Origin of the sequence: Tropicimonas sp. S265A (genome assembly GCF_049800835.1) — a bacterium.
Lineage (GTDB): Bacteria > Pseudomonadota > Alphaproteobacteria > Rhodobacterales > Rhodobacteraceae > Dinoroseobacter.
Genome location: NZ_JBNAFU010000001.1, coordinates 300,403 through 313,833 on the forward strand (window position 1 = coordinate 300,403; position 13,431 = coordinate 313,833).

Below are 13,431 nucleotides of genomic sequence, written 5' to 3' on the forward strand. Positions count from 1 at the left end.
GGCTTCTTCGATGGCTTTGCCAGACGAGTCCGCCCCGGCGCAGCCTGGCCCCGAGGCCCCGTCCGACCATCCCAAGCTGGATGGAGTCGTCATTTCCGTCGATGCGATGGGTGGCGATCTGGGGCCGGCGGCGATTGTTGCCGGGCTGGCCAAATCCGCAGCGAAGAATCCTGAAATCGCTTTCATAGTTCATGGCGACAAGCCCGAGATCGAGCGGCTGGTCGCCAGGCGCAAGATTTTGGCTGGCCGTGTTCAGGTCCGGCACGCCGAAGACGTTGTCAAGATGAGCGACAAGCCCAGTCAGGTGATGCGTTCGGGCAAGAACACGTCGATGTGGTCGGCCATCAACGCGGTGCGCAATGGCGAGGCGTCGGTATGCGTCTCGTGCGGCAACACGGGCGCACTGATGGCGGTGAGCATGGTACGGCTGCGCAAGGCCCCGGGTGTGAACCGACCCGCGATTGCGTGCCTCTGGCCTTCGCGAAACCCCGGCGGGTTCAACGTGATGCTGGATGTCGGGGCGGATATTCGCGCAGATGAACAGGATTTGCTGCAATACGCGCTCATGGGCGCGTCCTATGCCCGCAATGGCCTTGGCTTGAAAAACCCAAGGGTCGGATTGCTGAATGTCGGAACCGAAGAACACAAGGGCCGCGCGGAACTCAAGGCCGCGCACGACCTGATGTCGGAAAACGCGTCCCACGCGAATTACGATTTCGTCGGGTTCGTTGAAGGCGGCGATATTCCGTCCGACCGCGTCGATGTCATCGTGACGGATGGCTATACCGGCAACATCGCGCTCAAGACTGCCGAAGGCACGGCGGCGCTGATCAAGGACTTTCTGACCGAAGCGTTCAAGAAAACACCGCTGTCACGCATCGCGGCCCTTCTGGCGCTGACGTCCCTGCGTCGACTGGGCAAGCGGATCGACCCTCGCCGTGTCAATGGCGGTGTCTTTCTGGGGCTCAACGGCACGGTCGTGAAATCGCACGGCTCCGCGGATGCCACGGGCGTTTCTGCGGCCATCAAACTGGCCTTCGAACTAGCCAAAACCGGATTCACCGAACGATTGGCGGCACGGGTTGCCTCTTCGGTGCAGGCGCGCGAAACTGCCGCAAAAGCATCCCAAGAGGAGCCGAGCGGGCAGAATGGTTAGACGGGCGGTGGTATGTGGTGTGGGGCATTACCTGCCCGCACGGGTGGTTCCCAACGCCGAATTCGAAAAGTCCCTTGAGACATCGGATGAATGGATCCGAACGCGATCCGGGATTGAAAGCCGCCATTTCGCCGCCGAAGACGAGAAAACCTCTGACCTTGCAACACATGCAGCTTTGGCCGCCCTCTCGCAGGGGGGGATCGCGGCTGACAGCATCGACGGTATCGTCGTGGCGACCTCCACCCCGGATCTGACCTTTCCGTCAGTTGCAACGATGGTGCAGGCGCGCCTCGGGATGACCAAAGGGTTTGCGTTCGATGTGCAGGCTGTGTGCGCGGGCTTCGTCTTTGCGTTGGCGAACGCAACGGCCCTTATCGTTTCGGGTCAGGCCAACAGGGTTCTGGTGATCGGAGCCGAAACATTCAGCAGGATCATGGATTGGACGGACAGGTCGACTTGCGTCTTGTTTGGCGATGGCGCAGGCGCGCTGGTCCTCGAAGCCGCCGAGGGTGACGGCACCCCGGCGGACCGCGGCGTGTTGGCAAGTGACTTGAACTCGGACGGACGGCACCGCGATATCCTGTATGTCGATGGCGGCGTATCGGCGACCCAGACAACCGGCGTTCTGAAGATGGAAGGCAAAGAGGTCTTCCGTCACGCTGTCGAAAAGCTCGCACAGACGGCCCATACCTCGCTCGAGAAGGCCGGGCTGACCGCCGAGGACGTTGATTGGGTCGTTCCGCACCAGGCAAACCTGCGGATCATTACCCGCACCGCGCAGAAAATGGGCGTGGGGATGGACCGGGTCGTGGTGACAGTCCAGAACCACGGCAACACTTCGGCGGCATCGATTCCCCTCGCCCTCTCAACAGCCGTGTCGGAGGGTCTGATCATACCCGGCAACGTGATCGTAACCGAGGCGATCGGCGGCGGATTGTCGTGGGGATCGGTGGTCATGCGCTGGTGAGCGCCTTTTTGCGTGTTTTCGCACGTGATGAGCGTCCATTGGCAAGCCCTTGATATTGACTCGGATTTCGACCCTCGCATAACCTCGCCAACTACGAGGTGGAGGTATCATGGCCAACAAGACACTAACCCGCATGGATCTGAGCGATGCCGTGTTCCGCGAAGTAGGTCTTTCCCGCAATGAAAGCGCCCAGATCGTCGAAAGCATCTTGCAGCACATGTCCGATGCCCTTGTGCGCGGCGAAAGCGTAAAGATTTCGTCCTTCGGTACGTTCAGCGTCCGGGACAAGTCCGCACGGATCGGACGGAACCCCAAGACGGGTGAAGAAGTGCCAATCCACCCGCGCCGCGTGCTGACCTTCAGACCGTCCCACCTGATGAAAGATCGCGTTGCCAACGGCAATCGCGGCTAAAAACGCCGGCCGACCCGTAACCGGGTCAGACAAGCCGGGCTGAGCAGAGGCTAAAAGGACCGGGCATGGCGAAATCCGCAGACGCTTTTCGCACGATCAGCGAAGTTGCCGACTGGCTTGGCGTGCCCACGCATGTGCTGCGGTTCTGGGAAAGCAAGTTTCCACAGGTCAAACCGGTCAAGCGCGCGGGCGGTCGCCGATACTACCGCCCGTCTGACATGCTTTTGCTGGCAGGGATCAGAGTGCTGTTGCACGACGATGGCGTGACGATCCGAGGCGTGCAGAAGGTGCTGCGCGAAAAGGGCGTCAAACACGTCACAGGGCTGGCTGATCGCGACGTGGCAGAAACCGATGATGCGCCTCCACCGACCTCGCCTGCTGCCCCACCCGAGCCGCCGGACGCCAATATCGTGGACCTGCCACGCACGGCACCGTCTCCGCAGGTTGTCGCGAAGGTCCCTGAGGGTGTTGCGGCCGCAAGCAATCAGACCGACACAGTTCTGGAAGTCGAAGACGACCAGATGGGGCTGTTCACCGCAGCGGCCGCGCCAGCATCTGTTCCGCCAGGATCGGACCCGGACCAACCGGATGCACGGCCTGCCGCGTCCCTGCCCGGCCCGAGCCCCGTTGGCACCGCGGCCCTGACCCGTTTGCGCGCAATGACGGCGCTGCCTGGCGATGGTACGGCTGCGGACCTAAGGCAGGCATTGGTCCAGCATCGCGCCAACCTGCAGGCCTTGCGGGACCAGCTGGCATCCGCCCCCCCGACCACGGGGTCGGACCCCGAGGGTTGATGCGAAAATCGTCTTGCTCCTGCCGCAGAAACCAGTATGTACGCGTCAGTGTCGGGCTATGGCGCAGCCTGGTAGCGCGTCCGTCTGGGGGACGGAAGGTCGCAGGTTCGAGTCCTGCTAGCCCGACCAATTTACAACATATCGACACAGTGATCCGCGCAGGCGACCGACCCCGCCACCGCACCCGGCGGTCGCTAACAGGGGCCCGCCATGCCGTTTGATCACACCACGCTCACGCCCGGCGTTCTTCCAGACAGCTTGCTGCGCGACATGATCGGCACGGGGGCGTTGTCAGCGGACCCCGCTATCACGCAAGCGCAGGTTCAACCCGCGAGCCTCGATCTGCGTCTGGGCACCACCGCCTACCGCGTGCGCGCCTCGTTTCTAGCCGGACAGGGGCGCACGGTCGCAGATCGTCTCGATGCGTTCGAAATGCACCGCGTTGACCTGTCGGGCGGCGCAGTTCTGGAGAAAGGCTGTGTCTACGTCGTCCCGCTGATGGAACGGCTTGACCTGCCCGCCGGAATACAGGCCGTGGCCAATGCCAAAAGCTCCACTGGGCGGCTTGACCTGTTGACCCGCACCATCACCGATGGCGGCGCGGAATTCGACCGGATTGCACCGGGATACTCCGGCCCGCTCTATGCCGAGATTTGCCCGAGATCGTTCTCCGTTCTGGTGCGCCCGGGGATGCGGCTGAACCAGATCAGGTTTCGCACAGGCGAAGCGCGGCTGGACGATGCGATGCTGCGCAACCTGCATGAAACCGACGGTCTTGTGTCCGGCCCTGCGCACATAGACGATGGGCTGGGCTTCTCGGTCGACCTCAAACCCGAGCGTGGCACGCTCGTCGGGTATCGTGCCAAGCCCCATACCGGCGTGATCGACCTGGATAAAATCGGCCATTACGACCCTGCAGCCTACTGGGAGGAGGTCCACTCAGACGATGGGCAGATCATCCTGGACCCGGGCGCGTTCTACATCCTCGTCAGTCGCGAGGCTGTGCATATTCCGCCCGATTACGCTGCCGAAATGGCCCCCTACCTGGCAATGGTCGGAGAATTCCGCGTGCACTATGCAGGCTTCTTCGATCCGGGCTTCGGCCATGCCCATGCGGGCGGCACGGGGTCACGCGGGGTGCTGGAGGTACGCTGCCACGAGGCTCCCTTCGTTCTGGAGCATGGCCAGATCGTCGGCCGCTTGGTCTACGAACGCATGAGCAAGCGCCCCAATGTCCTCTATGGATCTGAAATCGCGTCGAATTACCAAGGCCAAGGCCTGAAGCTGTCCAAGCATTTCCGCAGCTGAGCCCGCATGACCCGGCCGATCCTGCTTCTGCTCTTGTCCGTGGGCATTGTCGGGGTGACAGCGCTCATGCTGTCGCCAATTGCGTCTGCGGTGGCGTTGGGCCTGCCCGGTGCGACCGCACGAGAGGTTCTGTTTGGCGCGGCCCTATACGGGGCCGCCACCGCTCTTTCTGCACTGGTGCTTGCGCCGCAGGCGGACCGCGTCGGCGCGGACAGATCGCTGCGCGCGGCACTTGGGCTTCTGGCCGTCGGGTTCGCCTGCGCCGGCCTCGCGCCCGACCTGGTCGTGTTTCTGGGCGCGCAGATGGTGTTGGGCGTGGCAACGGGCGTGGCGCTCCCTTCGGCGTACGCGCTTGCGGCCCATGCGGCGCCGGCTGGCAAAGAAGCACAGACAATGGGCCTCGTGCTGAGCGGCTGGACCCTGAGCCTCGTGGCCGGTGTCAGCGTGGCGGCCTTTGGCGCGGACCTGCTGGGCTGGCGGACGATGTTCCTTGCGCTGGCCGCGCTGGCCGCGCTGGTCATGCTCGGCTTGCTGCGCACCCGGTTCACTGCGCCGCGCGGGCGCGCCACGTCTCCGTTGAGCGGCTTGCGCGTACCGGGCATAGGGCGCGGTCTGGCGATGATAGGCGCGCTGATGCTCGGGTTCTATCTGACCTACACATATATCGGCACGCATGTGACCCAGACGCTGGGACGGTCCACGGCAGCGGCGGGCCTCGTGCCGCTGATCTATGGACTGGGCTTTGGATTTACCACGTTTCTGGACCGGTATATTGACAGGCTCGGGGCCGCGCGCACGGCGCGCCCGCTCTTTGCGTTCAACGTGCTGCTCTATCTTGGCATGAGCTATGCTGCACCCAGCTTTGCGGCGCTTTTGGCGCTCGCGTTCCTATGGGGGTTCACGCAGCACCTGGGACTGAACCTGGCCGTCGGGCGGCTTACAGCGCTTGACCCGAACCAGCGCGGCGCAATCCTGGGGCTGAACAGCTGCATCACCTACATCATGGTGTTTCTGGGCGCAGCTCTCGGAGGGGTGGTCTTTGCCGCGCTCGGGTTTGCCCCTTTGCCGGTCCTGTCGGCGTTTCTGCTGATCTACCTTGCCGTGGAGGCCGGTTGGCCCGGCGCGTGGCGCACGCCTTACTCGTCGAACATCTCCGACTGATCTTCGTCTGCATCTCCCTCTTCGCCAGCGTTGGGGTCCGGCTCCCCGGGTGGAGGGCGGCTTTCCAGAAGGCCGGCGGCGCGCAGATCCGACAATCCGGGAAGGTCGCGCGCGGACTCGAGACCGAAATGGTCCAGAAAGCTTTGCGTGGCCACGAACGTGACGGGCCGACCAGGTGTCATGCGGCGGCGCCCGAACTTCACCCATTCCAGTTCGATCAGCAGGTCAAGTGTCCCCCGGCTGACGGAAACGCCACGAATCTCCTCGATCTCGGCCCGCGTGACCGGCTGATGGTAGGCGATGATCGCCAGCGTCTCGATCGCGGCTCGGCTCAGCTTGCGGACTTCGACCGTTTCCTTCTGCATCAAGAACCCAAGGTCTGGCGCGGTTCGGATCGCCCAGGCATCTCCGACCTTCACCACGGCCACCCCGCGCCCTTCGTAGCGTCTGCGCAGATGCGCCAGCGCTTCGGTCGCGTCACATCCGTGGGGCAACCGCGTGTGCAGTTCGCGCACGGTGACGGGCTCCGAGGTGGCAAACAGGATCGCCTCGACCATGCGCTCCTGTTCGCCCATGGGCGGCGCCTCGAAGAGGCTGTCATTCTCGGGCATCTCACCCTTTGTCGGCTCAGGCGTGTCGGTCATGTGGCGTCGGGTTTTCTCTTTATCTGAATCGGGGCGAAAGTGTCCCCCTGGCGGATTTCGATGCGGCCTGCCTTGGCCAACTCCAGCGAAGCGGCAAAGGTCGCAGCGGTCGCGGAGCGGCGGCGCTTGGGATCCAGCGTCCAGCCATCCGGCAGGTAGGAGGCAAGCTCCGTCCAGTCGCCGGCAAATCGGATCAGGCCCGACATCCGCTCCAGCGCCTGCTCCAGTGTCAGAACACTGTCGCGGTCCATGACGAACGGGCGGAACTCGTCTTTGGTCCGCGTGCGGGCATAGGCCTGCATCAGGTCGATCAGCGTGGCCGTGTAGGTCACCTTGCGCGACCGCGTGACCTCCTCTCGCTGCCCCCTGCCAAAGAAATCGCGACCCAATTGGTCTCGCGCCATAAGTTGGGCCGCGGCATTGCGCATTGCCTCAAGCCGTTCAAGCTGAAAGGCAAGATGGGCGGCAAGCTCTTCGCCCGAGGGGCCGTCATCGGACGGATCGGGGGGAAGCAGAAGACGTGATTTCAGGAAGGCCAGCCAGGCCGCCATCACAAGGTAATCCGCGGCAAGCTCGATGCGCAGCTTCTTGGCCTGCTCCACAAAGGCAAGATACTGCTCGGCGAGCGCCAGAATAGAGACCTTGCGCAAGTCCACCTTCTGGGTACGCGACAGTTGCAGCAGAAGATCCAGCGGGCCTTCGAACCCGTCGACGTCGACGATCAGGGCCTCGGCGGCGAGACGTTCTTCCACGCTGACGCGTGCAGGCTGATCCCAGGGTTCTTCTGTCATCGCGGGGGGCGTCGGGTCCTTCGGGTGAAATCTGTCGCGCGCGGAGGCCAGATCTTAGACCGTGCGTTCAAGGGCCTCAAGTTCCGCCGCGCAGGCTGCGATGTCAACGGGGGTTGGTGTTTGGTCCGGCGGAATGCGGGCCGCAAGGGCCGCTTGCGCGCGGGCGCGCGACGGCTCGGGACTTGGCCCGAGCGCGCCCGCAATCGCCTGCATCTCCGCCAGATCGCCGTTACAGTGCAAAACCATGTCGCACCCGGCCGCCAGGGCGGCCTGCGCCCGCTCCACGACACTGCCCGACAGCGCCTGCATGGAGATATCATCCGTCATCAAGAGGCCCGAAAACCCAAGCTCCTCCCGGATCATCGAAATCATGATCGGGGATTGCGTTGCCGGGCGGGCCGGGTCGAAGGCTTCAAAGACAACATGCGCGCTCATCGCCATCGCCAGGTCGCTCAAGGCGGAAAAGGGCTGGAAATCAACATCTCGCAAGGTGGATGCCGCCGCTGTCACGCGCGGCAGATCGAGATGGCTGTCCACGGTCGACAATCCGTGGCCCGGCATGTGCTTCATCACCGGCAGAACGCCGCCAGCCATATGCGCTTCAGCCAGTGTGCGCCCCAGTTGCGCAACCGTTGCAGGGTCCGCGCCATAGCACCGGTTTTTCAGGATCGGATGCGTGTCCGGCCGGACGATATCGAGCATCGGCACGCAGTTGACGTCGATGCCGACCCCGCGCAGATCCTCGGCCAGCAATCGCCCGCGCAGCCAGAACGCGCGCACCGGGTCGGCGCACCGCGCAAGATCAAGCGGCGGCAGGTGCTCACGCCAATGGGGGCCCCGCATTCGCGCCACGCGCCCGCCCTCCTGGTCGATCAGGATCGGCGCGTGCCAGCCCACACTGTCCCGCAGAGTGGCACAGAGCGTGCGCAGTTGCTGCGGTGTGTCGACATTGCGGGCAAAGAGGATGAAGCCCCAAGGCTGGGCCTCACGAAAAAATGCCTTCTCTGCGTCTGAGACCTCCAGCCCGGCACATCCAAGGATGTAAGGCCTCACGCCGGGCGCGGCCATCTCAAAACTGGACGGGAACGCAGTCCCGGTCAGCCGCAAGGAAAACTGAGCAGAACCTCTGTGCCTCCGCCATGTCCTCGAACCCGGTCATGCGGAGCCGGTAGAACGTCGTCGTCCCATCGCTGGAGGGCAGGATGACGGGCGATTTGCCGTCCATGAAATCGCCGAACTGCGCGTCGATGGCCTGCCAGGCCTGCTCGGCCTCAGCCGCGCTCTGGTAGGCGCGGAACTGGACCATGCGCGTTCCCGGCGTCAGCGTGGCCGGATCGACAAACCCGCGTGTCGCCTCTGCGGCTGCGGGGGCTGCTGACAGGCTGGCCATATGGACGCCTTCAGGGCGCGCAGGCGGGCGCGGTGATAGCGCGACCCCCGGAACCGAGGTGGGAACTATGTCCGCAACCGCGTCTTCGCCCGCCACAATCTCGCTCAGCAGCGCTTCGACAGCCAGGCCCGTATCGGCAGGCTCGGGTGTTTGCGGGGCGTAGACCGCCTGCATCACCTGAGCTTCGGATTGCGCACCAGCAGGAAGTTCCGCCAGTTGGTTCGATGGCGGCGTGGCATCGCTCAGGTCCAGCGGGCGCGGCGCAAGCATGATCTGCGCAGGCGCTTCTGCGGCGATGCCGTCCGCTTGCACCTGATTGACGGCCAGACCCTGGTAATCGGCCTGCGATCCGCCGGGGTTTTCTGGCTGCACGCGCATCGGGCCGTCCAGCGCACGGATGACGGGAACACCGGCCACATCACGCAACACCAGATCGTAGGACCACAGGGCAAGCCCGCCCATCAAGGCCAGCGAGGCAAGCCCGCCAAGCCATGTGGTCACGCCGCCCTTCGGCGCTTCGTCGATCTCGGTGAACGTCATTTCTGCGCCCGGATAAGCGCCATAAGCCCCATCGGGGTGAGAATCGTAAACGGTCATTGTCCTGCCTCTATGCGCGCTCCCGAGGTGGACTGCGGGAACGTCATTGACTGCTCAAACTCTCAATGGCGGCGCGCATTCTGGTCAGGCTCTTCGGCCTAGCGCATCTCTTCCACCGGAGTGACGCCAAGGATACCAAGACCGTTTGAAATAACAACCGCCGTGGCCCGCGCGAGTGCGATTTTCGCCTGTGTTGCTTGCGAGTCACCCTCCTGCACGAACCGCAAGGCCGGCGTGTCGTTACCCTTGTTCCAAAGGGCGTGCAGATCGGAGGCAATGTCATAAAGTGCGAAGGCGATGCGGTGAGGCTCGTGCCCTTTTGCGGCGATTTCCACCAGGCGCGGCCAATCTGCCAGCGTGCGCGCAAGTTTCAACTCCGCCGGATCAGACATGCCGGACAGATCCGCGGCCTGCAACGTCGCATCCTCCACGTCCATGCCGAGCTCACGCGCCTTGCGCAGCACCGAACACACGCGGGCATGCGCATACTGCACGTAGTAAACCGGATTGTCCTTGGACTGCTCCAGCACCTTGTCGAAATCAAAGTCGAGTGGCGCGTCATTCTTCCGTGTCAGCATAACGAACCGCGTCACGTCCGGTCCCACCTGGTCCACCACATCGCGCATGGTCACAAAGGTCCCTGCCCGCTTGGACATCTTGAACGGCGCGCCATTCTTGTAGAGCCGCACAAGCTGCGTCAGCTTGACATCAAGCGGAACGCGATCGTCCGACAAAGCGCGCACCGCCGCCTTCATCCGCTTGACATACCCGCCGTGATCGGCCCCGAACACGTCGATCAGCGCATCAAACCCCCGCTCGATCTTGTCGAAATGATAGGCGATGTCAGGCGCGAAGTAGGTCCAGCTGCCATCGGATTTCTTGATCGGTCGGTCCACGTCATCACCATGGGCGGTGGACTTGAACAGGGTCTGCTCGCGCGGCTCCCAATCCTCGGGCACCTTGCCTTTCGGGGGTTCCAGCGTGCCGGTATAGATCAGGCCCTTTGCCTCCAGATCGGCGATGGCGGACTCGATGCGACCCGTCCCGTAGAGCGCCTTTTCGCTGAAGAACGTGTCCATTCTGATCCCCAGCGTCGCAAGATCGGCCCGGATCAGGTCCATCATCGCATCGGTTGCAAAACCGCGCACGTCCGCCAGCCACGCCTCTTCGGGCTGGTCGACATAGGTTGCGCCGACCTTCTCCTTCAGGGCCTCGCCCACCGCGATCAGGTAATCGCCGGGATAGGTGCCATCTTCGAACGCGACCTCCTGCCCGTGGGCTTCGAGGTAGCGCAGGTAGACAGACCGCGCGAGCACATCGACCTGCGCGCCGCCATCGTTGATGTAGTACTCGCGTGTGACCTCGTGCCCCGCAAACTCCAGAAGACTGGCCAGAGCATCGCCGAACACTGCGCCCCGGGTATGCCCCACATGCAGCGGCCCTGTCGGATTGGCCGACACGTATTCGACATTGACCTTCTGTCCGGCCCCGAGGTCCGAGCGTCCGTACCCGGCACCCTGCGCGAGGATCCCGCGCACAAGCCCTTGCCAGACCCCCGTTTCGAGCCGCAGGTTCAGAAAACCCGGTCCCGCCACTTCGGCCACTTCGACCCGCGCGTCCGCGCGCAGCTTCGCCGCGAGCGTATCCGCGATGTCGCGTGGTTTTGCCTTTGCAGGCTTGGCCAGAACCATGGCGGCATTCGTCGCCATATCCCCGTGCGCAGCATCGCGCGGCGGCTCCACTGCAACGTTGCGGAAATCGAGCCCGTCGGGCAGCGTCCCGTCGGCCTGCATGGCGGTCAGCGCGTCGATCACGACCGCGCGCATATCTGCAAAGAGGTTCATATCGTGTCCTGGTCAGCGAGCGACCGAAGGGCCGCACAGCGGGGTGTCGCAAAAGCGTTCCGTGCAGTCAAATCGAAACACCGGCCACGACCACACCCGGTCTAGAGCGGCGCATGGGTTCTGTGCGGCGACCCGAACAGGCGCGCATACTCCTGCAACGCAAACCGGTCCGTCATTCCCGCCACGTAATCGGCCACGATCCGCGCCAGCGCAGTCTTGCCTTGGGCCAGACCTATTTCGGGCTGCCAGCGCACCGGCAAAAGCGACGGCTCGTCCATGTACCGGGGGAACAGAGCCTCCACGACACGGGTCACTTCGGCGCGCTTCTCCATCACCTCTGGGGCGCGGTACATGTGCTCGAACAGGAACGCACGGATTTCCTTGAGTTGGGCAAACAACGCATCCGAAAACGCCACAACGGGATGGCCGAGGTGCCGAACGGCCTCGGGGCTGTCGGGCGCCGCCTCTGCCAGATGGGCTTGCGAGGTCGCGATGACATCGCTCACCATCACACCGAACACGCGGCGCAGCGCCTCATGCCGGCGACGGATTGCCTCCAGTCCGGGGTAGCGCGCATCGACCTCGTCAAACGCCTGCCCGACAATCGGCAGGCTTGCGAGCTGACCTTCGGAAAACAGCCCGGCGCGCAACCCATCCAGCAAGTCGTGATTGTTATAGGCGATGTCGTCCGACAGGGCTGCCACCTGTGCCTCGGCGCTTGCATAAGTGCCCAGTTCCAGATCGAAAGCCGCATTGGCCTCGACCAGGCCATAGGGCAGATCGCCAGTCACCGGCCCGTTGTGCTTGGCAATCCCTTCGAGCGTCTCCCAACTCAGGTTGAGCCCGTTGAACTCGGCATAATGCCGTTCCAACCGCGTCACGATCCTGAGGGCCTGCGCATTGTGATCAAATCCGCCAAAGGGGATCATCAGCGCATCGAGCGCATCCTCGCCCGTGTGACCAAACGGGGTGTGCCCGAGATCATGCGCAAGCGCGACAGCTTCGGTAAGTTCAGCGTTCAGACCAAGCGTCCCGGCGATTGTCCGCGCAACCTGCGCCACCTCGATCGAGTGGGTTAGACGGGTGCGGAAGTAATCCCCCTCGTGTTCGACAAACACCTGCGTTTTGTGCTTGAGCCTTCGAAACGCGCTGGAATGGATGATCCTGTCGCGATCCCGCTGGAAACAGGACCGAAAATCACTTTCGCTTTCAGGGTACAGCCGCCCGCGCGAGGCCGTCGGATCGCATGCGTAGACCGCTCTCATCTTGGTGCCCGTTCTTGTCGCCTGTTTTTTCAGGTCTTATATTGCAAGTGTGACATGAATAACAGCGATGGTGCGACAATGACCTTGACCCTGCCTCCCACAGTGACCGAGCGCGCGTTCGCGCGGTTAGCGGAGATCAACGCGGATGCGGGCGAGGCCAAAGCCCTGCGCGTTGCCGTCGAAGGCGGCGGTTGCTCCGGCTTTCAGTACGACATCAAACTGGATGATCCGGCAGACGAAGACCTTGTTCTTGAAGGCGCGGGCCAGAAAGTGGTGGTCGACGCTGTGTCATTACCGTTTCTGGAAAACGCCGTGATCGATTTTTCCGAAGAACTGATCGGCGCCCGGTTCACGATTGAGAATCCGAATGCAAGCTCCAGCTGTGGTTGCGGAACAAGCTTTTCGATGTAAAACACTGCAATAGCAGAGCCTTACACGATCAACTTCATCCAAGCGCTTTACTCTGCCGGGGTATCCGCCGGCTCGCCCGCCGGGGAGTCGCCCGCACCGTCTTCTGGCTTCTTGCGGCGGCTGCGGCGGGGTTTGCGGGCTGGTTTGGTTTCAGGCGTCTCCACCAAACCGGAGTCGCCATCCCCTTCCGAGAGGTCGATCACATCCGCTGATGTCTGGGGTTGGTCCACCGGTTCGGATGCGACCGGCTCGGACGGCCGCTGCTCGGCGCGGGGTTGTTCCGACCGCTGTTCGGCCTGTGGCTGGTCGCCTTCGCCGGGCTGTTCTGATCGATTGTTGCTGCTTTGCTGACGGTCGCGCCCGCGGTTCTGATGCTGTTCCTGCTGCTCTCGACGCGCTTCCTGTTCTTTGAGCGCTTCGGCCAACATGCGCGTGTAATGCTCGGCATGCTGCTGAAAATTCTCAACCGCGACGCGATCGTTGGCCAGTTGGGCGTCACGCGCAAGCGTTTGGTATTTCTCGATAATCTGCTGCGGCGTACCGCGCACCTTGCCCTCGGGGCCCGAGCTGTCAAAAACGCGGTTGACGACGTTGCCGACTGAACGCCGGTTGTTCTTGTTCCGCGACCGTTTATTGGATGATCTCATATTTGCGTGTTTCCGCCTTGAGGCAGTGGGGGCCGGCGCCAGCA

Annotated in this window: 14 protein-coding genes and 1 tRNA gene; 8 read left to right on the top strand and 7 right to left on the bottom strand. The window is 63.3% G+C overall.

The features are described 5' to 3' along the window. Positions 1-10: 10 nt before the first annotated feature. The 7 genes from plsX to ACP15N_RS01540 all read left to right on the top strand — a co-directional run bounded on the left by plsX (position 11) and on the right by ACP15N_RS01540 (position 5,798). On the top strand, positions 11-1,156 hold the full coding sequence (plsX, locus tag ACP15N_RS01510) for a phosphate acyltransferase PlsX (RefSeq protein ID WP_425091584.1): 1,146 nt from the start codon (positions 11-13) through the stop codon (positions 1,154-1,156). Next, positions 1,149-2,123, top strand: a complete 975-nt coding sequence (locus ACP15N_RS01515) for a beta-ketoacyl-ACP synthase III (RefSeq protein ID WP_425090451.1) — start codon at positions 1,149-1,151, stop codon at positions 2,121-2,123. The genes plsX and ACP15N_RS01515 overlap by 8 nt, the downstream gene beginning before the upstream one ends. A gap of 109 nt (positions 2,124-2,232) precedes the next feature. After that, positions 2,233-2,535 carry an integration host factor subunit alpha gene (gene ihfA, locus ACP15N_RS01520; protein WP_425090452.1) on the top strand — a complete coding sequence of 101 codons (303 nt, stop codon included), beginning with the start codon at positions 2,233-2,235 and terminating at the stop codon, positions 2,533-2,535. A 65-nt stretch (positions 2,536-2,600) separates the two neighbouring features. Beyond that, positions 2,601-3,329 (top strand): MerR family transcriptional regulator, encoded by a 729-nt coding sequence (locus ACP15N_RS01525; protein WP_425090453.1) that lies wholly within the window; start codon positions 2,601-2,603, stop codon positions 3,327-3,329. Positions 3,330-3,381: 52 nt separating this feature from the next. Beyond that, a tRNA-Pro gene (locus ACP15N_RS01530) sits at positions 3,382-3,458 on the top strand. Between the two features lie 81 nt (positions 3,459-3,539). Next, the gene (locus ACP15N_RS01535; protein WP_425090454.1) at positions 3,540-4,637 is read left to right on the top strand and encodes a 2'-deoxycytidine 5'-triphosphate deaminase; all 1,098 of its coding nucleotides are present in this window, start codon (positions 3,540-3,542) and stop codon (positions 4,635-4,637) included. A gap of 6 nt (positions 4,638-4,643) precedes the next feature. Beyond that, on the top strand, positions 4,644-5,798 hold the full coding sequence (locus ACP15N_RS01540; protein WP_425090455.1) for an MFS transporter: 1,155 nt from the start codon (positions 4,644-4,646) through the stop codon (positions 5,796-5,798). Here the strand turns inward: ACP15N_RS01540 and scpB are convergent. The 6 genes from scpB to ACP15N_RS01570 all read right to left on the bottom strand — a co-directional run bounded on the left by scpB (position 5,774) and on the right by ACP15N_RS01570 (position 12,362). Next, positions 5,774-6,442, bottom strand: coding sequence for an SMC-Scp complex subunit ScpB (gene scpB / locus ACP15N_RS01545; protein ID WP_425090456.1), 669 nt, complete (start codon positions 6,440-6,442; stop codon positions 5,774-5,776). The genes ACP15N_RS01540 and scpB overlap by 25 nt on opposite strands. Next, positions 6,439-7,233, bottom strand: coding sequence for a segregation and condensation protein A (locus tag ACP15N_RS01550; protein ID WP_425090457.1), 795 nt, complete (start codon positions 7,231-7,233; stop codon positions 6,439-6,441). Before ACP15N_RS01550 ends, scpB begins: the two co-directional genes overlap by 4 nt. A gap of 54 nt (positions 7,234-7,287) precedes the next feature. After that, positions 7,288-8,286, bottom strand: coding sequence for a glycoside hydrolase family 3 N-terminal domain-containing protein (locus ACP15N_RS01555; protein ID WP_425090458.1), 999 nt, complete (start codon positions 8,284-8,286; stop codon positions 7,288-7,290). 16 nt (positions 8,287-8,302) lie between these two features. Beyond that, entirely contained in the window at positions 8,303-9,220 is a 918-nt protein-coding gene (locus ACP15N_RS01560; RefSeq protein WP_425090459.1) for an SPOR domain-containing protein, read from the bottom strand. 98 nt (positions 9,221-9,318) lie between these two features. Further along, positions 9,319-11,064: an arginine--tRNA ligase gene (argS, locus tag ACP15N_RS01565; RefSeq protein ID WP_425090460.1), complete on the bottom strand. Its 1,746-nt coding sequence runs from the start codon at positions 11,062-11,064 to the stop codon at positions 9,319-9,321. Positions 11,065-11,165: 101 nt separating this feature from the next. Further along, entirely contained in the window at positions 11,166-12,362 is a 1,197-nt protein-coding gene (locus ACP15N_RS01570) for a deoxyguanosinetriphosphate triphosphohydrolase (RefSeq protein ID WP_425091586.1), read from the bottom strand. Between the two features lie 51 nt (positions 12,363-12,413). Here ACP15N_RS01570 and ACP15N_RS01575 point away from each other — a divergent pair, with 51 nt between their 5' ends. Further along, complete coding sequence (locus ACP15N_RS01575; protein WP_425091587.1) at positions 12,414-12,740, top strand: HesB/IscA family protein; 327 nt, start codon at positions 12,414-12,416, stop codon at positions 12,738-12,740. A gap of 47 nt (positions 12,741-12,787) precedes the next feature. Here the strand turns inward: ACP15N_RS01575 and ACP15N_RS01580 are convergent, their stop codons facing one another. After that, positions 12,788-13,387 carry a DUF4167 domain-containing protein gene (locus tag ACP15N_RS01580; protein WP_425090461.1) on the bottom strand — a complete coding sequence of 200 codons (600 nt, stop codon included), beginning with the start codon at positions 13,385-13,387 and terminating at the stop codon, positions 12,788-12,790. Positions 13,388-13,431 lie beyond the last annotated feature (44 nt).